Consider the following 21328-nt stretch of genomic DNA (forward strand, 5'->3'; position numbering starts at 1 on the left):
AAATCCCAATTCCAGGCTATAGAATGAGAAAAAGGTGGTGGACTGGATGGTTCTGAAGACAGAGGTGGCGATATTGGGCGGCGGAATCGGCGGGCTGACGCTGGGGCTGAAGCTGGCGCAGGCGGATGTTCATGTGACGGTGATTGAAAAGCTTGATGGTCCGTCGCCGGTTTATAAGGGAGAGCTGCTGCAGCCGAAGAGTCTGCAGATTTTTGAGCAGCTGGAAATCCTGAATGAGATCGAGTATAACGGCCATAAGTTTTCGAGGATCAATTTTTCTGAGTTAGATGAAGAGGAAGAAGAGCTGGCGATGGATTACGAGGTGCTTCCCGGAGACTTTGATTATGCACTGATGATTGAGCATGAGACGCTGAAGGGCATCCTTTTGAAGCACGCGATGAGCTACTCCAATTTTGAATATATAAAAGGCGGGCTTGGCAAAGGGTATTGCGATGACCGCTTGATTGTGGAGGTGCGGAAGCGGAAGGAGCAGTTTTCGCTTAAAGCGGATTTCTATGTCGGGGCGGAGGGCCGGAACTCGCTGACAAGAAAGAAGATTGAGAGCGAGACGAAGAAAATTGATTATAATCATCATTTCCTGACGGTGACGTTCCCGCGCCCGGACAGTTTGACAGAGGGACAGATCATCACGGCGAAGGACAAATTCCTCGGATTATTCCCGCTTCCTGATAATAAGGTCCGTTCGGTGTATCTCATACCTGAGGGGACGTATAAGGAATTTCAGGAAAAGGGCATCGCCCATTTTCATCAGAAGTACATTGAGCTGTATCCTGAGCTTGATGGCTATGTGACGAAGCTGCAGAGCTGGAAGGATATTCAGCTGATGATTCCGACGGCTTTTTATGCAGACAAATATGTGGACGGCAACCATGTGATCCTAGGCGATGCGGCGCATACGGTCCATCCGATGGCCGGGGAAGGCATGAATATGGCGATCCAGGATGCCGATGTGCTCGGCGAGCTGTTCGTGACTATGTATGAGACAGGAAATCTCAGCCCGAAATGGCTGAGCTGCTATGAAAAAGTCCGCAAGCACCGTGCGGAAAAAATGATCAAGTTCAGCCATTTATCAGCACTTGCCTATTCTTATCCATACCAGCTTGTGACGGGGATCAGGCAGAAGGGGCTGAAGCAGATTGAGAGGGACAAGAAGCTGCAGTTCAAACAGATGCTGAATATTTCAGGTCTCGGATTCTGGCAGGAAAGCCTGCTGGACCGCGCCATCCAGATCGGGATGCTGCCTGCCCGCGAGAAGAAGCTCTCGCCAGCAGAGAAGGAAAGTTATTTTTACAAAGAAAAGGATGACTATCCTTGGAAAACGAAATTGGCAGGAGGCGTGCTATGATCTCAGAATATATAAGACTCTTAAAGGCAAGGAACTGGATGAAGAAAAACCAGCCTTTTCTGTACAGCTGGCATGCTTATGTAGGCTTTGAGCTTGATTTATTTTCCCAGTTCAAAGATCCAAAGACGGTCCGCGAGGTTGCGGCCGCCCATGATTATCAGGAGGAGCTCCTTACCAGGTGGGTCGAAGTCGGCCTGGCGGTCAAGCATCTGAAAAAGAAGCGCGACGGAAAAATCAAGACCGCTTCAAAATTCAGCCTCCCCTCATCGCCGAAGAATCCGCGTTCGACCGGTGTGATCCTGAAGGAAATGATGGAGCTTCATATCCCGACATTGCTGACTTATCCGGAAATGCTGCGGAAAAATGAACTGAACACATTTGACAACGACGAGCACGGCCCGACTGTGGCGCGGACCTCCTCCCTTTTAGAGCAGCTGGCATTGCCGAAGATGTCCAAGGTGATCAAAAATAATGAAATTGGTTCGATTCTGGATGTAGGATGCGGCGAAGGAGGTTACCTTAAACGGATCACCCAGAAGCATCCGGAGATTATTATGACCGGCATCGAGGTGAATGAAGATGTAGCTGAATCTGCAGCCGGCAATTGCGCTGACAATCCGAATATCAGCATCGTCCATGCAGATATGAAGGATTATGAGCCGGAGAAAAAGGCAGATCTGATCATGATCAACAATCTCCTGCATTATATTGAGCCGGAGGAGCGGGAAGGCCTGTTTGAGCGCATCAGCGGCTGGCTTTCTGATAAGGGGACGATCACGGTCATCACCCCGATCCTCCATTCCAAGAAGGGCGAGGAGTTTTCAAGCGTCTTCAATAGCTTTTTCTCGGCATTTGAAAATTTGTATGCGACTCCGACGGAAGAGGATATGATGAAGATTGCCGATAAGCTCGGGATGGAAATGAAAACCTTCAAGCCGATCATTACAGAAGGCGGCTGGTATTTTGTTGAGATGGGACGGGCATAGAAAAAAGACGGGGCAGGGGCTCCGTCTTTTTTCTATGCCGCTGGCAATGCGGCACTCTAGCCAAAATAATCAACCGGGCATTCTGCCTCTACTTGCCGGGAGCCAGGAATCCTGGTGCCTTTTTCGGCAGGTCCCTGTATGTCATTCAGAAGCTTGGTGAGCTCTTCACGGCGCTTGTTATCTATGCTGAACTCCAGCCCATACTGTGTCACAAGATCCGATTTTTCTTCTTTCCAGACTATATGCCCGTCAAGGCTGAGTGTTTCCCCAAAAATTTTGGTTTGGATCTGGAAGAGGATATCCTGTCTGATCGGCAGTTTGATGCTGGTATACAATCTGGCGCCTCCTGGTCCGATATTTTCAATCAGGACCTCTGTTTTGCCCATTTCCACCTTTTTATCTTTCAGCTTCAAAATGGTCAGGTCTGCACTGAGCGGAAGGGGAAGGTCGATCCGGAAATATTTCCTCTGTTTCTTCAGCTTGTCCGTATTTTTTGCGCTGTCCGGCTGGACGAAGCCTTGTTTAAGAAAATCCCTGAATATGCTATCCGAAACTGACCGGGAAAAGAGAAATCCCTGGATTTCATCGCAGCCTTTCTTTTTTAAAAAATCAAGCTGTTCGAACTCTTCGACGCCCTCCGCAACTACTTTCATATTCAATCCATGGGCCATGTCAATCAAGCTTGAAGTGATTGTGGCGTCCTCCAGGTTGGAGGTGATATTTTTGGTGAAGGATTTGTCTATCTTCAATGTATTGAATTTGAATTTCCGCAGGTGCGTAAGTGATGAGTATCCTGTGCCAAAGTCATCCAGCGACAGTTTGATTTTCAATTTTCCAAGCATTTCAAGCTCCTGCAGGACCTGGTCTGAATAATGAATCAAGCTGGATTCAGTCAGCTCCAGCTCCAGCAGTTCGGGTGAAATTCCATGCTTTCGGCAGAGCTCCCCGATCATTTCTGCCAGGTTATTTTGATAAAACCGCTGTCCTGTAACATTGATGGAGATTGGTACAAGAGGGAGGCCGCTTAATTGCCATTCCTCCATTCTCCCAATCACCTTTTCGATCACCCAGTCGCCGATGTCAACGATAAGGCCTGACTCTTCTGCCACAGGGATAAATTCCATTGGGGATACCATGCCCCAATCCGGATGGCTCCACCGCAGCAGGGCTTCTGCACCTGCGAGCCTGTTGGTCCTGGGCTGGACCTTCGGCTGGAATTCTATGTAAAATTGATCGGTCTTCAATGCATTCCGCATGTCCCTCTCCAGGCAGTACTTTTTGAACGCTTCAATATTCATGGATGCGTTGTAGACTTGATGGCTGTTTTTACCCATCTGCTTGGCATGGTACAGCGCTGCATCTGCATTACGCGCCAATTCCTCCGGAGAACTCCCATTATGGGGGTACAAACTGATCCCGATGCTTGCGGTGATGAATAATTCATAGCCTTCAATATGGAACGGCTTTTGGATGCTGCTGGTTATTTCTGCAGCCAGCATGCTTGCATCCTCGATGCTTGCGGCCTTTGGGACGATAATGGCAAATTCATCCCCGCCCATCCGGGACGCAAAATGGTCATCTGGTATAGAATCCTTAATCCGCCCGGCAACTTCTTTCAGCAGCCGGTCGCCGATTGGATGGCCCAGGGTGTCATTGATATGTTTAAAGCGGTCAAGATCCAGGTACATGATGGCGAACTTTTCAGGATCTTTGTCCTGGAACACCTCATTCAGGGTCTGGTCGAATAATCTCCTGTTCGGCAGGCCTGTCATATAGTCATGGTAGGCGAGGAATTCCATCTGTGCCTCAGCCTGCTTTTGGGCTGTGATATCTGCGACAATGCCATCCAGGCGAATGAGCTTCCCGCTTTCATCATAGATGGGGATGAGGTGGTCGCTGATCCATTTAAGGCCACCGTCTTTTGCAATGATTCTGTATTGCTGCCTGACAATTTGACCTTCTGATATTTTATTCTGGTTGTTCATCACTTCCTGTGCATCTTCAGGGTGAATGGACATATTCCATATATTCGGATTTCTGTATACTTCTTTTTTGGTATAGCCGTAGATGGCAAGAATAGCATCGGAACAGATCAAAACCTTTTTGGTAGCAGGGTCAAGCGACCACACACCCACATCTGCATTATTATAAAAATTCTTGAATTGCTCCGTATTTTCCGCCAGCATGTTCTCTATCTCACGCTGTTCCGTAACATCACGCGTGATACCGACCGCCCGTTCAGGGGTGCCGCCTTCATCCAGGATCAAGGTGGACTGATGGTGCATCCGGCGTACACTGCCATCTTTCCGGATGATCCGGTATTCAATATCTGCGGGCCTTTTTTCAAAAAGTGATGTTTGATAGCGGTTCAGAAATGCCGATAGATCATCAGGGTGGATGAACGTTTTGTAGTATTCAAAGGAAGGATTGAAATCTTCTTTTGATACTCCGAACATTTCATACATATGCTCAGACCAGTAGGCGAAGTCTTCTTTGAAATAATAGTCCCAATATCCAAAGTCAGCCGTTTTCTGGGCGAGATTCAGCCTTTCCTCCGCCTTCTGCAGCATGCGCTCCTTATCAGCCAGTTCTGTGATGTCCTTGGCAATCCCGAATACGCCGGTTATCTGATTATCTGTAATGATAGGAATATTTGTGATATTTGCATCAAACTTTTCCCCGGATCTGTTGATGCCGGTCATATTGTAGTTTTGCGGTTTTCCTTTTGCGGCCAGTTTAAACATGTGCAGCACAAGGCTCATAGATTCCGGGGCAACAAATTGCCTGAAAGATATTCCTTGCATGTCGGGATCATAATGGAACAAACGGACGAGGGAATCGTTAAAGGCTGTCACATCTCCGTTTAAATCCAGTGAATATACGGCATCCGGATGGTTGTCAAAAAGAGATCTGTACATCTGTTCACTTATGCTGAGCTTTTGCTTTAAGTTTTCTTCAGCTGTAATATCCTTTGAGATCCCAATGATCCCGATGGTTTGGTTTTCCTGGATAATCGGGATGGCGACACTGTTTAACAGAATCAGCCCGCCGTCTCTGCGGTTGATCCGGAAAATATGTGTTTGGGTAGAACCCTGCAATACTGCCTGGAAGCTTGTCTCTGCCTTGGGGAGGTCTTCCTTGCAGACAAAGGGAAAAAATCCCCTCTTTTGAATTTCTTGTGCACTAAATCCTGTGGCCTTAACGGCCGCCTCATTTACTTTAAGGATTTGGCCTTCTTTATCCAGTATGTAAGCCAGGTCTGATGTGTTCAAGAATAAGCTTTCATAGATATGTATATTTTCAACCAGGGGGACACCTGGTTCTTGAATAGTTGTTTTCAAATTGTGATTTTCTATTTTTTTCAATGATTTCTTCACCTTTCTAGTAATCTGGCAAGGTGTCATGCTAAAAAAATAGCAAGCAGCCCGGCTGCCATAGCAAAAGCCTTAGGCCCGCAGCTTTGCGTCTTTTACTTTCATAAAATTTGCCACTTATATAGTACCATATACCTTTAATGGGAAATTAGGTATTTTAATGGTAATATATACCTACTTAAAGTTTGAGCCATTTTCAAGTTCATAAAAAAACGTTACACTATCCATAGGTGATTAATAATGAAGAATAAATATCTGCTCATATACGAAGACCTGGCATCAAAGATCCAGGATGGATATTATCCTGCAAGAAGCATTCTTCCGTCAGAAAATGAGCTGACCGAGATGTTTGAGACTTCGAGGGAAACGATCCGGAAGGCGCTGAATCTGCTGGCGCAGAATGGGTTCATCCAGAAGATCCGGGGCAAGGGCTCGATGGTGCTGGATTTGAAGAAGCTGCAGTTCCCGATTTCCGGCCTGGTCAGCTTCAAGGAGCTGGCGGGAAAAATGGGGCAGAAGGCGGAAACCGATGTGGCGGAGTTTGCGCTATCTTTCCCGGATGTTGATTTGATGAGGCAGCTTCATATCAAGGAAGAGGAAAAGATATGGAAAGTATGCCGTGTGCGCAAGATTGAAGGCGAGCGGATCATCCTTGATAAGGATTTCCTGGTTGAGAAGCTGGTTCCCGGCCTGACCGAGGAGATTTGCCGCAATTCGATTTTTGAGTATATCGAGAATACGCTGAACCAGAAAATCAGTTTTGCCAAAAAGGAATTCACGGTTGAAGATCCGACAGAGGAAGACCGGAGGATGCTCGACCTGGAAGGCTACCATTCGGTCGTTGTGGTGAAAAATTATATCTACTTTGATGATGCATCGCTATTTCAATATACCGAGTCGCGGCACCGGCCGGACAAGTTCCGTTTTGTCGATTTTGCGAGGCGGATGGACACGCCTTCCGGCTGACAGGATGTGCAGGGCTTGGCTTGAAGAAGAGGGAATATGGGTAAAAACTAACAGATAAATGTCTGTTAGTTTTTTTATTGCAAAAATCCTGGATAAGGGGATAAGAGTATGAAAATATACAGTCTGATTGGCATCGGCATCGGCCCATATAATCTAAGCCTGGCAGCTATGCTGCAGAAGGCCCCTGAATTGACGGCCCTCTTTTTCGACAAAACGCCCGAATTCTCCTGGCATCCCGGCATGCTGATCGAAGGCTCGGAGATGCAGGTGCCGTTTCTGGATGATCTGGTCACCCTTGCTGATCCAACGAGCCCATACACGTATTTAAATTATCTGCATGAACATGACAGGCTGACACAATTTTCCTATTTTCACCGGCTGGAAATCCCGAGGAAGGAATACAACCACTACTGCCAATGGGCAGCTTCAAACCTGGACAACTGCAGATTCGGCATGGAAGTGGCGGATGTGCGGGACCGGGAGGAAAATGGAGAGCGCTTTTTCGAGGTGACTGTGCTGAATATGGAAAAAGGGCAGGAAGAGACCTATTTTGCCAGAAATCTGGTTTTGGGCACAGGGAATGAACCATTGGTGCCGGACCATATGAAATATTTCCTGGGGGAAGACTGCATCCACTCCAGCCGCTATCTGCAGCATAAGGAAAAGCTGATTGACGGCGCGTCCATCAGTGTCATTGGTTCAGGGCAAAGTGCCGCGGAAATTTTTTATGATTTGCTTCAATGCCAGAAAAATCATGATTTTCAGCTGAACTGGCTGGCCCGCTCTGCCGGATTCCTGCAGCTGGAAAGCACAAAGCTCGGGCAGGAGTTTTTTTCGCCGGAATATGTGGACTATTTTCACAGCCTGCCTTACGAGGAACGTATTCATTCACTGGATACTTTGAACGGCCTCCGCAATGGCATCGAGCCGGGGCTGCTGGACAATATCTACAAAGAGCTTTATCACCAGACCATCGGAGGAGAGTCTGCCAAAGCGCGGATCCAGCCTCATGCCGAACTTCAAGGAATGGAGCGCACATCATCCGGCTTCGGGCTCCAGCTCCAGCAAAAGCAGTCCGAAACACCATTCAAGCTGTATTCTGAAAAAGTTGTCCTGGCCACAGGATACCGGCCGCATTTGCCGGAATGGCTGCTCAGCCGTTATGGAGGAGACATTCTCTGGGAGGGCGAGCGCGAATTCAAGGTGTCTCTCTCTTATGAAATCCTTTTTAAAAAGAAGCGCCAAAACAGGATCTTCACCCTGACGAATATCGAGCATTCCCATGGGGCCGCTGCCACCCATCTTGGCCTGTCAGTCGACAGGAACCGGCGGATCATCAACACGCTCGCTGAAAAAGAGATCTATAAGAACAACAAGAAAAACGTCTTTCACCGCTTTTCTCCTCGGGAAGAAGAGGTTGTGCTGTAAAACAAGGTTTTATCACTGCCCAGGGAGGGAAATCTCATTAATGTGATCAATTTTAAAGGAGATGACACAATTGGCTAAAATCGCATGCTTAATTACGAATATGTTTGAAGACGTAGAGTACACAGATCCGGCAAAAGCTTTCAAAGAAGCGGGACATGAAATTACGGCGATCGAGAAGGAAGCAGGCAAATCTGTCAAAGGCAAGCAGGGAGACGCAACCGTACAAATCGATAAAGGAATCGATGATGTAAGTCCTTCCGACTTTGATGCACTATTCCTGCCAGGCGGATTTTCTCCTGACCAGCTTCGTGCCGATGACCGTTTCGTCCAGTTTGCTAAATCATTCATGGATGCCATGAAGCCGGTATTGGCGATCTGCCATGGGCCGCAGCTGCTTATCACGGCAAAAACACTGGATGGCAGAGATGCAACTGGCTTCAAATCCATCCGAGTCGACCTGGAAAACGCCGGCGTCAACTTCAAGGACCAGGAAGTTGTCGTATGCCAGAACCAGCTGGTAACAAGCCGCAACCCGGATGATATCCCGGCGTTTATTAAAGAATCACTGAACCTTCTTTCAAAATAATGAACTGACAGGAGCGGGGCGCTTGGTTGAGCGTGGCCCGCTCTTTTTTTTTGTGTGTGGTTTTGGGTATTTTTGTAAGCGGGAAAAATTATTGCTGTTTTGGGGGAGAATCATGCTGAATGTAGGGAGAATAAATCGTAATTTGGGGAGAAAAAATCAAATTCTAGGATGAATCTTCCAAAATGAAGGGAGAATGGCCATTTTTTCAGCATAAAAGAAACCAAATTCCAGTACCTTGAGTCCGGCTTCAGCTGTTTTGTGGCATACCCAGCCAAGGATACATATAGTAGTAAAGTACATCGGGCTTCATTCCTTTTGAATTTCTTCCTTTGTCGCGATAAGATAGAGAAAGGGACTTTTTTGCTATCAAAAAAACTGGTCTTACATAAATGAGCGGGGAAGGCAGGTAAAGTGATGATTGTATTGAAATCAGCGCGTGAGATTGAAGCGATGAAAAAAGCGGGCGAAATTCTCGCCGCTTGCCATAAAGAAATTGCCAAAAGAATCAAGCCGGGCGTGACGACTTGGGAGATCGATGAGTTTGTTGAGGGATTCCTCAAGGAGCACGGTGCGACTCCGGAGCAGAAGGGCTATAAAGGCTATGAATATGCGACATGCGCCAGCATCAATGATGAAATCTGCCACGGCTTTCCGCGCAGGGAAGAATTAAAAGACGGCGATATCGTCACCATTGATATGGTTGTCAGATATAACGGCGCACTGGCAGATTCTGCTTGGACGTATGCGGTCGGCAATCTTTCCGAGAAGCACCGGAAGCTGCTCGAGGTCACGAAGGAAGCCCTTTATAAAGGGATCGAGCAGGCGGTGCCCGGCAAGCGGATCGGGGATATCGGCCACGCCATCCAGACTTATGTCGAGGGTGAGGGCTTTTCTGTTGTCCGCAATTTCATCGGCCACGGAATCGGCAATGTCATCCATGAAAAGCCGGATGTTCCGCATTTCGGCCTTGCTGGAAAAGGGCCGCGCATCAAGGAAGGCATGGTCTTCACAATCGAGCCGATGGTCAATGTCGGCGTATATGACACGAAAATGGACAATAACGGCTGGACAGCACGGTCTGCTGACGGCAAATTTTCTGCGCAGTATGAGCATACGATTGCCGTTACGAAGGAAGGCACATTGATTTTGACTGATCAGGAATAGGAAGAAGGGCAGGTCTTCGGATCTGTCTTTTTTTACAAATAGGGAGGCCCGGTGAATATTCACCGGGCCTTTTTCCTTCCGATATAAAGGGTGCCGCCAGCGGACAATCCATATTTCCTTGCTTCCTCGAGGCCGTGGTGCTCAGCAAAATCGTATTGTTCTACCTCAAAGCCTGCAGCCTCCAGCCTGCCAGTAAAATCTTCCTTGCTATATAGCCTGACATGATCATCCTGGCCAAAATACCTCAGTCTTTCTTCGGGAGAAGTGATCGAGGGGTTCTCAAGGCTTTTCTTCAGATTCAGGCTGATGGGAACCTGCAGAATGCTCCAGCCGCCTGGCTTCAGCACCCGATACAGCTCCTTCATCGCAGCCTGGTCATCTACTATATGCTCCAGCACATGGCTGCAAAGGATGACATCAAAGCTGCCCTCAGGATAAGGAATGGCCCGAATATCCATCTTAATGGTTTCTTCATCCTCTGGCATCAGGTCCCCTGCAAGGTAGATGACCGTTGGTTCTCTGCTGATCCACTGCCTTAAATTCTTTTCAGGGGCAATATGCAATAATAGCTGCTTCTCTTTCAGCAGATCTGTTTCCCTTTCCATATAAAGCCTGTAGAGCCTTTCCCGGTCAAGGGATTCACAAATAGGGCAGATGGCGGTTTCTTTGTTCCACATTTCATAGGTATGGCTGGGAAAGTCATAAAAATCCGGCCACGGAATAAACGAGTCAAAGCTTTGACTGCAAAAAGGACAATGATAATGTTTTTGGGAATCTGTCATTGTGCATCCTTTCCATTTCATGCTTTTTTTCACCATATTCAATCGTTCGCGCAGTGTAGTATATAAATATGGAAAAGGGAATGGAAGGTTACTATTATGAGGCTTATCCCCATAAAACAGTCAAACTATCCACAAAAGTGTATATCTTTCTGAAAAATCACACTTATCCACAGGGGTATTTTGTCGGAAAATTGTTTATCCACAGAAAAAGCCCGGCTTGTGCCGGGCGTCAGTTTCCGAATTCTTTCTTCATCAATTCAATATTGCCATCATGAAAATCCTTCATGATGCGGGGATATTTATATTTTTCAAACAGTATATAGCTTTCATCAGCTTTTCCTTCTGTCACGAATTCCTTCAGTTTTGCGAGATAATCGGCGGAGGAATGGATGCGGGACGAAATTTCTTCGTTGCTGTAAGCCGGCAGCCCGTGCCCGGTCATCATGAGCCGGAAGCTGTGGTCTGCGAGGCTGTCCGTGAATTTTTCCAAAGTGAGCAGATAATCGGTGCTGGAAAAATAAACATAAGGAAATTCCGTATCGCACAGATAATCGCCGGCAATCAGCAGGTCCAGGGACGGGATGAGGCAGGCAATGCCGCAGTCGGTATGCCCGGGTGCCAGGAAGAATCTCAGCTCTGTCCCGCCGACTGCCAGTGACTGCCCGTCCTGTGAAATCACGACATCAGCCTTCGGATACGAAGGTATATAATCCCTGTCAATATAATATGAATCATCAAAAGAGAGGATTTGCTCGATTATTTTTCCCTTCTCCTGCCCGTCTTTTTCGTTAAGGGCTTTGCTTCCGATGATAGCCGCATCAGGGAAAGCGCCGTGGCCGATAATATGGTCATAGTCCGAATGGGTGTACAGCACAAAAATCGGGCGGCTTCCGGCTGTGCGGTATGTATAGGAGCGGATTTCTTCAATTTCATGAGGAAGCCAGCAAGGATCGACAACGAGTACGAGGTCCTCCGTTTCAATCACGGCAGAATTGGTTTTGAACAAGCTGCTTTGAAAAATCGCTGTATGATAGTCTTTATGGATGAACATGGATATCCTCCTTTGATGGTTACTGGCACGGCAGATTGTACAATAAAAGCAGACCCCAAAAGGCCTGCTGCACAGTTTACATTTTTCTCAAGTTGCCGAGCTCTTCTACGAGAGCCTGCATTTCATTGGGGCTGAAGGAGTTTTTTTTCATGACAAGCTCGTAGATTTCCTTCAGCTCTGTGTACATTTCTTCGTCAAAATGGGACGGTTTAATGGCGCCGAGATTCAGGACCTTCAGCTTTTCCTTGATCTGTTCAATCATGTATTCAACGTTTTCCGTTGATTTTTCCGATAAGTTCATGGGGGCGTCATCCTCTCATTACGATATCGACAGGGAGTGCCTGTCCTTTACTCTTCATCTTTCCATGATAAGAGCGGATTGTCAATTAAATTGTGGAGGGACCTTCCTGCTTATAGTTGCATGAAAGCAGTGAAATAGAAGAAAATGTAGCTAAGGAGGTATGTGCTTATGATTACAGTATTGTTTGTGTGCCTCGGCAATATCTGCCGCTCGCCGATGGCAGAGGCCATCTTCAGGGACCAGGTCAAAAAGGAAGGGCTTGAGGAAGCCATCAAGGCGGATTCGGCCGGGACAGGGGACTGGCATATCGGCAAGCCTCCGCATGAAGGAACCAGGAAAATCCTTGAGAAATACAAGATCGATGCTGCAGGAATGGCCGCACGGCAGATTAAAGCATCCGACCTGGATGAATTTCATTGGATCGTGGCGATGGATAGCCAAAACCTTGAGGATATCCGCAGCCTTAAAAAAGGCAATCCTGATGCTAAAGTTGTCAGGCTCCTCGACTACAGCGACCACAGGGATAAAGACGTGCCGGACCCTTATTACACCGGGAATTTCGAGGAAGTATACAGCCTCCTGAAGGAAAGCTGCGAAAAGCTGCTGAAAGAAATAAGCATAATTCATGATTTATAAAGTAAAAATGGAAAGAGGGATAAGCATGGGGAAAACTAAATTATTGCAGGGAATGCTGCTTGGTGCGCTTGCAGGCGGCGCATTGTCATTATTTGATAAAGAAACACGCCGGACCGTACTGGAGACGAGCCGCAAAACAGCGGGAAGTGCCGCTTATTACATAAAAAATCCTTCGAAAGCGGCCGAATCGGTCAAGCAGACCGCCAGCTCTATCCGGACGACCATTGAACAGGTAACAGAGGATGTTACTTTTATCACGGAAAAAGTCGAGGAGCTGAGGGAAGTGACTCCCCAGGTGATGGACATTGTCCAGGAAACACGCTCTGCTTTTTCAAAAGAAAACAAGAAAGCTTCTTTGGCCGAGGATGAGCCATTGAAGAAGACATCAAGCATCAGTACAGAAGAAGAATGAGCAAAGGAGGGGCTGCAATGGGGAAGGGAATTCCGCATTTATGGAAAAAGATCCACGAAGACGATATTTTTGGCCTCGCAGCCCAGCTGGCCTATTTCTTTCTGCTTTCTCTATTTCCGCTCCTTATTTTCCTTGTTACGCTCATCACGTATCTGCCTGTCAGCCAGGTGGATATCCTCGGCTTCATCAGGGATTATGCCCCCGGCGACACCATGGCGCTGATCGAGTCGAACCTCAATCAGATAGCTGACCGGAGCGGGACACTCCTTTCCGTCGGGATCATCGGGACCATCTGGTCGGCCTCCAACGGCATCCATGCGATCGTCAAAGCCTTCAATCTGGCCTACGAGGTCAAAGAAAGCCGCCCGTTCATCCTGGCGCGCGGCATGGCGATTTTATTGACGTTTGCCATGATTTTTGTGTTTGTCGTGGCGCTTCTGCTGCCTGTATTCGGAAAGCAGATCGGCATTTTCCTGTTTTCCGCCTTTGATTTGTCATCAGAATTCCTCTCTGCCTGGAACGCCCTGCGCTGGCTTGTCAGTATTGCCGTCCTGTTCATTGTCTTTCTTGTGCTGTACTGGATTGCCCCCAATGTGAAAATGAAATGCATCAGCGCGTTGCCCGGCGCCATTTTTGCAACGGCCGGCTGGATTCTCGCCTCACTCGCTTTCTCCTTTTATGTTGGAAACTTTGCCAATTACACCGCTGCCTACGGAAGCATCGGCGCCATCATCGTCCTCATGGTCTGGTTCTACCTTACGGGTGTCATCATCATCCTCGGCGGCGAAGTCAACGCCTATGTCAGCAATAGGAAAAATGGGGATTGCTAGGGTGCAGGACCTGATATTGCCTTCTTTAGAAAGCTGGTATGATGCCCACACTATAAAAGGGGAACACACCACCATTTTCAGGAGGGGAATCACATGGGAAAAGGCAAAACAAAACAAAAAGGCAAAGACAGCCCGAAGCAGAAGACATCGGGATCAGCTAATAAATCGAATGGATATCATTAATGGAGAGGACGCCCTTTGGGGGGCGTTCTTTTTTGGTTTTGGCGGGGGGATTTCGGTGGGATTTAGTTGTTCGGCTGGGGGGATGGGGGGATTCTGCATAAAAAGTGAATGATTCTACATAAGATTGCGGGGATTCTACATAAGTTACGGTTTTTTCTACATAAAATTTGAGTGATTCTACACATTTAACATAATTTTACAAACCGAGGGGGCTGAGGCGGCAACCAAGCGGAAGTTGCTAATAAAATGGAAAAGTTGCTAATATAACGAGAAAGTTGCTAATAAACGGAAAAAGTTGCTAATAAATCAGAAAAGTTGCTAATAAAACCCAAAAGTTGCTAATAATCCAACTATCCACACCTCCAGCCGCACAAAATCTCCCCCGCCAACCCCAATCTCCCGGTTAATTTCCCCTAAAATAGCCAAAACTAAGTCCCGGAGGTGTTCTTCATGCAGCAGGAAAGGCTGACTTCATCTGAAATATCAAATATTTGGACTCATTATATCCGTGAAACGATGGCGGTCTGCATCACAAAGTACATGATGAAGGATATAAAAGACAAAGAGATACACGAGTTCCTTCAATATGCGCTCGACCTGTCGTTCCAGCATATAAACTCGCTCACTGAGCTTTTCAAAAAAGAGAATTTCCCGATACCAAAGGGGTTCTCAAAGGAAGATGTGAATATGGATGCACCGCCACTATTCACAGATGCTTACTGCCTGTTATATATGCATACGATGACGATGCACGGGATGCAGGCGTATGGCCTGGCCTCGAGTGTGTCCATCCGGAAGGACGTCCGCGCTTTTTACAGGCAATGCAATATAGATACGCTTGAATTGTACGACCGGGCGATGGAGCTGCTGTCCAATAAAAACCTGCTCGAAAAACCGCCGCTGTACGCAACGCCCGAAAAACCGGTGTTTATCCCGGATCTTAAATATGTGACCGATGTGTTCGGGAAGAAGCGGAAAATCAATACAATCGAGGCTGGCAATATTTTTTTCAATCTGCAGAAAAGCTATATCGCCAAAAGCAGCTTTATCGCATTCAAGCAGGTTTCCCGGGATACAGACGTGCAGAAGTTCCTGGATAAATGCATCAATAATAAAAACAAGCATATCTCAAGCTTTGCTTCTATTCTTTTAAAAGAAGGGCTGCATGCGCCAAGGCCGTTCGAGTCAGAGATCACGAACTCCACAACAGCTCCTTTTTCGGAAAAGCTGATGCTGTTTCATTCCGGTTTTTTCTTTGCCGCTGCGATTTCATATTACGGAACAGCTGCGGTTGCCTGTATGAGGGCCGATATCGCGGTGCTTGCCGAGAAAGCGATATTGGATGATCTGCTTGTGTATGGAAACTTCGGCAAGCTGATGATCCAGAAAAACTGGATCGAGCAGCCGCCTGACGCGGATGACCGGAAAGTGCTGGAGCAATAGAAAAACGCCCGGGCACCATACCCGAGCGTTCTTTCCTACGTTCTTTCTTATGACTTCAACAGCCTCAAGCTGTTCAATATCACAAGGATCGTGCTTCCTTCATGCCCGATGACACCGAACGGCAAATCAAGGATCTGCAGGAAGTTCGAGGCGATCAGAATCATGATGACGGTGATGGAAAAAATGACATTTTGCTTGATGATCCTGTTCATCCGCTGTGACAGGGTGATGGCTTCGGCAATCTTAGGAAGCTCATTTTTCATCAGGACGACGTCTGCTGTTTCCAGCGCGACATCTGTTCCTTCGCCCATGGCAATCCCGACATTGGCTGTGGCGAGTGCCGGGGCGTCATTGATGCCGTCGCCGACCATGGCCACATTCTCATAGCGCTTCTTCAAATCCTTCAGGTGCTCAACTTTATTGGCCGGCAGGCACTCGGCGATATATTCATCCACCGTGCTTTCAGCGGCAATGGCCTGTGCGGTCGCTTCGCTGTCGCCTGTCAGCATCACCGTGTAGATGCCCTGAGAATTCAGGGTGCTGATCGCGGCCTTCGTTTCCTCGCGGACAACATCCTTCAGCGCGAGCAGTCCGGCGATCCGGGAGCTTTTTTTAATAAAAACGATCGTCTTGCCTTCTCCGGCCAGAGACAGCGCTGCTCCATTAGCGAACTTTTCCGCTTCTTCACGGCCGATAAAGTCGGCTTTGCCGATTTTCCATTCTTCATCTTCCAGCATGGCTTTTACGCCGAACCCGGAGATATCTTCGATGCTTTCCGGGCTAACAAGCGGCTGCTTCAGCTCACTCTTGGCATATTTGACAATGGCGCCCGCGAGCGGGTGATTGCTGTGGCTTTCAATGGAAGCCGCCGCCAAGAGGATTTCCTCGTCATCCATATCCTCGCAGACCAGATAATCAGTCACCTCGGGCCGGCCCTTCGTCAGGGTGCCGGTTTTATCAAAAGCAATCGCCTTCAGGTGGCCGAGATTCTCCAGATGGACACCGCCTTTAAAGAGGATTCCGCGGCGCGCGCCGTTCGAGATGGCCGATAATGTGGCCGGCATGATGCTGGCAACAAGGGCGCACGGACTGGCGACCACAAGCAGGATCATCGCCCGGTAAAAGGTTTCATTCCAGCTCCAGCCTAAAAGGTAATGGGGGAGGACCATCATCGCGGCCACTGCAGCGAGCACAACTTTTACATAAGTGCCTTCAAATTTTTCGATAAAAAGCTGGGATGGCGACTTTTCGCTCTGGGCGGTCTGGACAAGCTGGATGATTTTTTGGAAAAGGGTGTCGCTAGCAGGCTTTGTGATCTCGACTGTAATGGAGCCGTTCAGATTCACGGTACCCGCGAAAACCTCGTCGGAATGGCCCTTGCTGACAGGGATGGATTCCCCGGTGATCGCAGCTTCGTCCAAGGTGGTGGTGCCCTTCAGAATCATACCGTCTGACGGGACGCGCTCTCCTGGCTTCACAAGGATCTGGTCCCCGATGCTCAGCTCGGATACGTGCACACGCTGTTCTCCTCCGTCTGTTAAAAGCAGGGCTTCCTCAGGCTGCAGCTCCATCAGAGACGAAATTTCTTTATTGCTTTTGTTCATCGTGTACGTTTCCAGGGCGCCGCTGATGGCGAAAATGAAAATCAGGATGGCACCTTCTGTCCAGTAGCCGATGATGGCTGAGCCGACGGCTGCGAAAATCATCAGCATTTCCACATTCAATTCTTTGTTTTCAATCGTTTCTTCGATGCCTTCTTTGGCTTTGGCAAAGCCGCCGATCACAAAGGCGAGCAGATACGAGGTGATGGAGGCGGTCCCCATATCGCTGCGCGCAAGCAGCCAGCCGGCAAGGATGAGGATCCCGCTCAGGATGGCGGCGATCAGCTCGGCATGAGGGAGTATTTTATGGAGCATGCTTTCCTGTTCTTGCTTCAGTTCTAATAGTGCTTTGGCTTCTGTCGTCATTTGGATTCCCTCCTGGGTTATCGGTTCTCATTGAGAAGAATAATCAACATCAATAGCCCTATAAAACGACGAAAGCTGTCCCCGCCGGAGGATTAGACCTCTTTTGGGGACAGCATTTTCGCATAGGTTTCTAGATTAGTATTGTTATCATATCATAGTCATTTTTATTTAAAAAGGGGGTTTAGCTGGAAAAAATAAAAATGGCCTATATTTCTTTTTTACCCAGCCCGCCGGAAGGCAAACCTTATTGGCTCAGTGAATGCTGCTGGTCAGCAGTCTGTCCCGCTCCGCGGTTGGTCAGGACAGCCAGGAAAATCACAAGCAGCATCATGCTGATAATATTGAAGAACGAAATATTCTTGAAAAATTGAATGAATATGCCGCCCAGATAAGGGCCAGCCAGGCTGCCCAGGCTGAAGGCGATGCCGCAGAGCAGATTGCCGGTCGGCAGCAGATCCTTTGGCATCAGGTCGGTCATATAGCTGATTCCGAGTGAAAAAGTCGAGCCTACCGCCATTCCGGCGAGAAACAGCGTAGCCGTCAGCGCCAAGACAGCTCCTTCCAGGAAGCTCGCCAGGAAAAAGAAGATGGAGCCTGATAAAAGGATAATGGTCAGAATCCTTTGCCTGCCCCATTTATCGCTTAAAATCCCGAGCGGCAGCTGGAAGATGATCCCGCCGATCGCAAAGGCTGTCAAGAGGATCGAGACGCTTTTCACCTCAAGTCCGATGCGGAGTCCGTAGACCGGGAAGCTGCCGTTCAGGGACGATTCCAGGAATCCGTAGCCGAGAGGAGGCAGGAAGGCGACCCACGCATACTTGAAGGCAGACGAGAAGCGTTTCAGTGTATTTTTCATCGAATTGACCTCGATACTCTGCTCCGGATAGTCATTTTTCAAAAGGAACAGAAATACCCATGCGAGCAGGCAGAGGACTGATGAAAGGATGAACGGCAAGGTTTCATGTATGTTGACGAGCGGCGCCATCATCGGCCCGACGGCAAAGCCGACTCCGAAGAACAGTCCGTACAGGGAGATATTCCGGCCGCGTTTATTTTCGGGCGAAAAGCTGGTGATCCATGTCTGTGTCCCGAAATGGAGCGCATGGTCGCCGATCCCGATCAATAGCCTGAGCACGAACCAGAACCAGAATGATTTCCATAATGGAAACAACACGAGCGACACGATGACAAGCAGGCCGCCGAGAATGATGACCGGCTTATAGCCATATTTCCGGAGGGGCTGCTCCATAAAAGGGGAGACGAGCAGGATGCCGACATAAAGGCCGGTCGCATTCAGGCCGTTCAGGCTTGAAGACAGGCCGTCATTTTCAAATATAATGGCAATCAGGGGGAGCAGCATGCCCTGGCTGAACCCCGAAATCGCCACAATGCTGATTAAAATCCAAAAACGCATATTTTCTTTATTCATGTTGATGGCCTCGGTTTCTTATAAAAAATTGGTTTCCAAGTTGATGGTAACGGCTCATCAGGGGCTTTGCAAGGAAAAAAAGAGCGTATTGCTCATAGCAATGGAAGAAATAGTAGTATAATCACTGCATACAACAGAAATAAGGGAGTGCTTATAATGGAATTTTCTATGAAGGAAGTCGGCTTTTTCACGGAAACGAGCTATGGGAAGCTGGATGTCGCCGGCGATGAAGAGTACGGCTTCAGGCCTTATCAGCTGCTTGTTTCCTCAGTGGCAGTCTGCAGCGGCGGCGTGCTCCGCAAGATCCTGGAGAAGCAGAGGATTGATGTGGAAGATATCAAAATCAGCGCAGAGGCTGAAAGAGTGGAAGAAGAAGCGAACAGGGTAGCGAAGATTTCGGTTCATTTTACCATCAGCGGAAAAGGCCTTAAAGAAGAGAAAATCCAAAAGGCGATGGAACTGACACGCAAAAATTGCAGCATGGTCCAGTCTGTCAAAGACAGCATTGAAATCGAAGAAACGTTCACTTTAGTGGAAGCATAATAAACAAACAGGGGCAGATCCGGTATACGGGTCTGCCCCTGTTATTTTTATAAAGAAATCTCTTCAGGCTCTGCACCCGCTTTATCAAAATAGCGGATCAGCGAAGGCTCCATTTTCAATAGCAGATAATCCGGATCATCAGGGCCGGAGAGCCAGTCTTTGAGCTTTTCGCTCCAGAATTTCTCCTTCAGCTCGCCGGAATCTTCGAATGAGGCTTTCGCTTCAATTTCACAGTACGGCCCGTCATATCCGCCCTGTTCAACACCCAGCAGAATATGGACATTTGGATTTTTCTCAATGTCTTCTACTTTATGGGCATCTTTGTCGGTTGCGGCAAAAAGAATCAGATCATCATGGAAAAACAGCATAAAGCGGCTGTAAGGTTTGTCATTCCGGATGGATGATAATGTGCCGATGCTGTATTTTTCAAACATATCAAGCACTTTCTGCTTTGTGTCTGCCATTCAATTCACTCCTCGCAATTTTCTTCCTTTTATAATCTGTCATTATAATGTCAGGATTATGCCGGATTCTCTGCAGATTGCGGCTGAAAAAACATCAGGAATGCAATTTGTAAAAGCGGGTATATATGTTGAAGGGCCGTGCCGGATATTTATCCAGGGGCAGGAAAAACTGTACATAAGGAAATGTTTCAGGCGGCTTCACACATGCTGTGAATAATAGAAAGGCGGGAATCGGGAAAATGGTCAATAAAATTTTTATGGTGCTCACCTTTGCCGGCGTGCCGTTGTCTGTCATCGGGACGCTTATGGGCTGGCCGAGTGTTGCACTTTTTATCATCTATTGTTTAACGATCATTGCCCTGGCAAGCTATATGGGCAGGGCGACGGAAAGCCTGGCAATCGTAGCCGGGCCCAGGATCGGCGGATTATTGAACGCAACCTTCGGGAATGCGGTCGAGCTGATCATTTCGATTTTTGCACTGAGGGAAGGGCTCGTCGAGGTTGTCCTGGCGTCACTCACAGGGTCAGTGCTCGGCAATCTGCTGCTTGTTGCCGGACTCAGCTTTTTTATCGGCGGGGTCAAATATAAGCGCCAGAAATTCAATGTGTATGATGCAAGGCATAATTCGGGCTTGCTGATGTTTGCTGTTGTCGTGGCCTTCGTCATTCCCGAGGTATTTTCCATGACGATGGAAGAGGGAGAGCGGATGACGTTCAGCGTCGGGATTTCCGTTATCCTGATTGCCTTATACATTGCAGCGCTGCTCTTCAAGCTTGTCACACACCGCGGGGTCTACCAGCCGGCTGGTGAAGAAGGGGCGGCTGCTCATCATGAAGAAGAGCCGGAATGGAGCAAAGGAAAGGCGATTACAGTATTGGCACTGGCAACTGTGGCGGTTGCGTATGTATCGGAAAATCTCGTCCATACCTTTGAAGCGGTCGGCGAAACCTTTGGCTGGTCAGAGCTCTTCATCGGGGTTGTCATCGTCGCGATTGTCGGAAACGCGGCCGAGCATGCTTCGGCCATCATCATGGCATTCAAGAACAAGATGGACATTGCCGTTGAAATTGCCATCGGCTCGACCCTGCAGGTAGCAATGTTCGTCGCACCGGTGCTGGTCATTGCTTCACTGTTTTTCCCAACATCGATGCCGCTCGTCTTCACATTGCCAGAGCTGATCACGATGGTCACCGCCGTGCTTCTGATGATCGTCATCTCCAATGACGGTGAAACGAATTGGTTTGAAGGAGCCACACTCCTGGCAGCCTATGTGATCATGGGCATCGGTTTTTATCTTTTATAAACACAAGAAGGCTCTGCACGGATTCCGTGCAGAGCCTTTCATTTTGGCAAATAACGCAGCTTGTGCATTTTCTATCATAAGTATCCTTTTGGACGAATATGTTTTAAAGAACA

At 48.1% G+C, this 21328-nt stretch carries 19 protein-coding genes and 1 riboswitch; of the genes, 12 read left to right on the forward strand and 7 right to left on the reverse strand.

The window, feature by feature from the left end; genetic code table 11:
• The first annotated feature begins 46 nt into the window (after positions 1 to 46).
• Together AC4E8B_RS04110 and AC4E8B_RS04115 are read left to right on the forward strand one after the other, a co-directional pair.
• Complete coding sequence (locus AC4E8B_RS04110; protein WP_490217195.1) at positions 47 to 1366, forward strand: FAD-dependent oxidoreductase; 1320 nt, start codon at positions 47 to 49, stop codon at positions 1364 to 1366.
• Positions 1363 to 2352: a class I SAM-dependent methyltransferase gene (locus tag AC4E8B_RS04115; RefSeq protein ID WP_490217196.1), complete on the forward strand. Its 990-nt coding sequence runs from the start codon at positions 1363 to 1365 to the stop codon at positions 2350 to 2352. Before AC4E8B_RS04110 ends, AC4E8B_RS04115 begins: the two co-directional genes overlap by 4 nt.
• A gap of 56 nt (positions 2353 to 2408) precedes the next feature.
• Here AC4E8B_RS04115 and AC4E8B_RS04120 read toward each other — a convergent pair whose 3' ends face one another.
• A complete protein-coding gene (locus AC4E8B_RS04120; protein WP_490217198.1) occupies positions 2409 to 5717 on the reverse strand; it encodes an EAL domain-containing protein in 3309 nt (1102 codons plus the stop codon).
• 51 nt (positions 5718 to 5768) lie between these two features.
• Positions 5769 to 5851: riboswitch (cyclic di-GMP riboswitch) on the reverse strand.
• Positions 5852 to 5966: 115 nt separating this feature from the next.
• Here AC4E8B_RS04120 and treR point away from each other — a divergent pair.
• The 4 genes from treR to map all read left to right on the forward strand — a co-directional run bounded on the left by treR (position 5967) and on the right by map (position 9870).
• Complete coding sequence (treR, locus tag AC4E8B_RS04125) at positions 5967 to 6692, forward strand: trehalose operon repressor (RefSeq protein ID WP_490217199.1); 726 nt, start codon at positions 5967 to 5969, stop codon at positions 6690 to 6692.
• A 108-nt stretch (positions 6693 to 6800) separates the two neighbouring features.
• Positions 6801 to 8120 (forward strand): lysine N(6)-hydroxylase/L-ornithine N(5)-oxygenase family protein, encoded by a 1320-nt coding sequence (locus AC4E8B_RS04130; protein ID WP_490217201.1) that lies wholly within the window; start codon positions 6801 to 6803, stop codon positions 8118 to 8120.
• A 61-nt stretch (positions 8121 to 8181) separates the two neighbouring features.
• Positions 8182 to 8706 carry a type 1 glutamine amidotransferase domain-containing protein gene (locus AC4E8B_RS04135; RefSeq protein ID WP_490217202.1) on the forward strand — a complete coding sequence of 175 codons (525 nt, stop codon included), beginning with the start codon at positions 8182 to 8184 and terminating at the stop codon, positions 8704 to 8706.
• 414 nt (positions 8707 to 9120) lie between these two features.
• Positions 9121 to 9870 carry a type I methionyl aminopeptidase gene (gene map / locus AC4E8B_RS04140; protein WP_490217204.1) on the forward strand — a complete coding sequence of 250 codons (750 nt, stop codon included), beginning with the start codon at positions 9121 to 9123 and terminating at the stop codon, positions 9868 to 9870.
• Positions 9871 to 9929: 59 nt separating this feature from the next.
• Here the strand turns inward: map and AC4E8B_RS04145 are convergent, their stop codons facing one another.
• The 3 genes from AC4E8B_RS04145 to AC4E8B_RS04155 form a co-directional block, all read right to left on the reverse strand.
• A complete protein-coding gene (locus AC4E8B_RS04145; protein WP_490217205.1) occupies positions 9930 to 10547 on the reverse strand; it encodes a methyltransferase domain-containing protein in 618 nt (205 codons plus the stop codon).
• A gap of 334 nt (positions 10548 to 10881) precedes the next feature.
• The gene (locus AC4E8B_RS04150; RefSeq protein ID WP_490217206.1) at positions 10882 to 11703 is read right to left on the reverse strand and encodes an MBL fold metallo-hydrolase; all 822 of its coding nucleotides are present in this window, start codon (positions 11701 to 11703) and stop codon (positions 10882 to 10884) included.
• Between the two features lie 76 nt (positions 11704 to 11779).
• The gene (locus tag AC4E8B_RS04155) at positions 11780 to 12004 is read right to left on the reverse strand and encodes a DUF1128 domain-containing protein (protein WP_490217207.1); all 225 of its coding nucleotides are present in this window, start codon (positions 12002 to 12004) and stop codon (positions 11780 to 11782) included.
• Between the two features lie 168 nt (positions 12005 to 12172).
• Here AC4E8B_RS04155 and AC4E8B_RS04160 point away from each other — a divergent pair, with 168 nt between their 5' ends.
• The 4 genes from AC4E8B_RS04160 to AC4E8B_RS04175 all read left to right on the forward strand — a co-directional run bounded on the left by AC4E8B_RS04160 (position 12173) and on the right by AC4E8B_RS04175 (position 15508).
• Positions 12173 to 12640: a low molecular weight protein-tyrosine-phosphatase gene (locus AC4E8B_RS04160; RefSeq protein ID WP_490217208.1), complete on the forward strand. Its 468-nt coding sequence runs from the start codon at positions 12173 to 12175 to the stop codon at positions 12638 to 12640.
• 25 nt (positions 12641 to 12665) lie between these two features.
• Positions 12666 to 13052: a YtxH domain-containing protein gene (locus AC4E8B_RS04165; RefSeq protein ID WP_490217209.1), complete on the forward strand. Its 387-nt coding sequence runs from the start codon at positions 12666 to 12668 to the stop codon at positions 13050 to 13052.
• 17 nt (positions 13053 to 13069) lie between these two features.
• Positions 13070 to 13882: a YihY/virulence factor BrkB family protein gene (locus AC4E8B_RS04170; protein ID WP_490217210.1), complete on the forward strand. Its 813-nt coding sequence runs from the start codon at positions 13070 to 13072 to the stop codon at positions 13880 to 13882.
• A gap of 633 nt (positions 13883 to 14515) precedes the next feature.
• On the forward strand, positions 14516 to 15508 hold the full coding sequence (locus AC4E8B_RS04175) for a DUF3231 family protein (protein WP_490217211.1): 993 nt from the start codon (positions 14516 to 14518) through the stop codon (positions 15506 to 15508).
• Between the two features lie 47 nt (positions 15509 to 15555).
• Here AC4E8B_RS04175 and AC4E8B_RS04180 read toward each other — a convergent pair whose 3' ends face one another.
• Positions 15556 to 17475 carry a heavy metal translocating P-type ATPase gene (locus tag AC4E8B_RS04180; protein WP_490217212.1) on the reverse strand — a complete coding sequence of 640 codons (1920 nt, stop codon included), beginning with the start codon at positions 17473 to 17475 and terminating at the stop codon, positions 15556 to 15558.
• 244 nt (positions 17476 to 17719) lie between these two features.
• The gene (locus AC4E8B_RS04185) at positions 17720 to 18904 is read right to left on the reverse strand and encodes an MFS transporter (RefSeq protein WP_490217213.1); all 1185 of its coding nucleotides are present in this window, start codon (positions 18902 to 18904) and stop codon (positions 17720 to 17722) included.
• Between the two features lie 156 nt (positions 18905 to 19060).
• Here AC4E8B_RS04185 and AC4E8B_RS04190 point away from each other — a divergent pair, with 156 nt between their 5' ends.
• A complete protein-coding gene (locus AC4E8B_RS04190) occupies positions 19061 to 19447 on the forward strand; it encodes an OsmC family protein (RefSeq protein ID WP_490217214.1) in 387 nt (128 codons plus the stop codon).
• A gap of 47 nt (positions 19448 to 19494) precedes the next feature.
• Here AC4E8B_RS04190 and AC4E8B_RS04195 read toward each other — a convergent pair whose 3' ends face one another.
• On the reverse strand, positions 19495 to 19911 hold the full coding sequence (locus AC4E8B_RS04195; RefSeq protein WP_490217216.1) for a pyridoxamine 5'-phosphate oxidase family protein: 417 nt from the start codon (positions 19909 to 19911) through the stop codon (positions 19495 to 19497).
• A gap of 239 nt (positions 19912 to 20150) precedes the next feature.
• Between AC4E8B_RS04195 and cax the strand changes: the two genes are divergently transcribed.
• On the forward strand, positions 20151 to 21215 hold the full coding sequence (gene cax, locus AC4E8B_RS04200) for a calcium/proton exchanger (RefSeq protein WP_490219492.1): 1065 nt from the start codon (positions 20151 to 20153) through the stop codon (positions 21213 to 21215).
• The last annotated feature ends 113 nt before the right edge of the window (positions 21216 to 21328 follow it).

The sequence above is a fragment of the Bacillus sp. SRL543 genome (genome assembly GCF_984799205.1).

What these genes read in the sequence shown, in the direction of transcription:
- AC4E8B_RS04110 (WP_490217195.1), top strand. Translation starts at nt 47, where the DNA reads ATGGTTCTGAAGACAGAGGTGGCGATATTGGGCGGCGGAATCGGCGGG.
- AC4E8B_RS04115 (WP_490217196.1), top strand. Translation starts at nt 1,363, where the DNA reads ATGATCTCAGAATATATAAGACTCTTAAAGGCAAGGAACTGGATGAAG.
- treR (WP_490217199.1), top strand. Translation starts at nt 5,967, where the DNA reads ATGAAGAATAAATATCTGCTCATATACGAAGACCTGGCATCAAAGATC.
- AC4E8B_RS04130 (WP_490217201.1), top strand. Translation starts at nt 6,801, where the DNA reads ATGAAAATATACAGTCTGATTGGCATCGGCATCGGCCCATATAATCTA.
- AC4E8B_RS04135 (WP_490217202.1), top strand. Translation starts at nt 8,182, where the DNA reads ATGACACAATTGGCTAAAATCGCATGCTTAATTACGAATATGTTTGAA.
- map (WP_490217204.1), top strand. Translation starts at nt 9,121, where the DNA reads ATGATTGTATTGAAATCAGCGCGTGAGATTGAAGCGATGAAAAAAGCG.
- AC4E8B_RS04145 (WP_490217205.1), bottom strand. Translation starts at nt 10,547, where the DNA reads ATGTGGAACAAAGAAACCGCCATCTGCCCTATTTGTGAATCCCTTGAC.
- AC4E8B_RS04150 (WP_490217206.1), bottom strand. Translation starts at nt 11,703, where the DNA reads ATGTTCATCCATAAAGACTATCATACAGCGATTTTTCAAAGCAGCTTG.
- AC4E8B_RS04155 (WP_490217207.1), bottom strand. Translation starts at nt 12,004, where the DNA reads ATGAACTTATCGGAAAAATCAACGGAAAACGTTGAATACATGATTGAA.
- AC4E8B_RS04160 (WP_490217208.1), top strand. Translation starts at nt 12,173, where the DNA reads ATGATTACAGTATTGTTTGTGTGCCTCGGCAATATCTGCCGCTCGCCG.
- AC4E8B_RS04165 (WP_490217209.1), top strand. Translation starts at nt 12,666, where the DNA reads ATGGGGAAAACTAAATTATTGCAGGGAATGCTGCTTGGTGCGCTTGCA.
- AC4E8B_RS04170 (WP_490217210.1), top strand. Translation starts at nt 13,070, where the DNA reads ATGGGGAAGGGAATTCCGCATTTATGGAAAAAGATCCACGAAGACGAT.
- AC4E8B_RS04175 (WP_490217211.1), top strand. Translation starts at nt 14,516, where the DNA reads ATGCAGCAGGAAAGGCTGACTTCATCTGAAATATCAAATATTTGGACT.
- AC4E8B_RS04180 (WP_490217212.1), bottom strand. Translation starts at nt 17,475, where the DNA reads ATGACGACAGAAGCCAAAGCACTATTAGAACTGAAGCAAGAACAGGAA.
- AC4E8B_RS04185 (WP_490217213.1), bottom strand. Translation starts at nt 18,904, where the DNA reads ATGAATAAAGAAAATATGCGTTTTTGGATTTTAATCAGCATTGTGGCG.
- AC4E8B_RS04190 (WP_490217214.1), top strand. Translation starts at nt 19,061, where the DNA reads ATGGAATTTTCTATGAAGGAAGTCGGCTTTTTCACGGAAACGAGCTAT.
- AC4E8B_RS04195 (WP_490217216.1), bottom strand. Translation starts at nt 19,911, where the DNA reads ATGGCAGACACAAAGCAGAAAGTGCTTGATATGTTTGAAAAATACAGC.
- cax (WP_490219492.1), top strand. Translation starts at nt 20,151, where the DNA reads ATGGTCAATAAAATTTTTATGGTGCTCACCTTTGCCGGCGTGCCGTTG.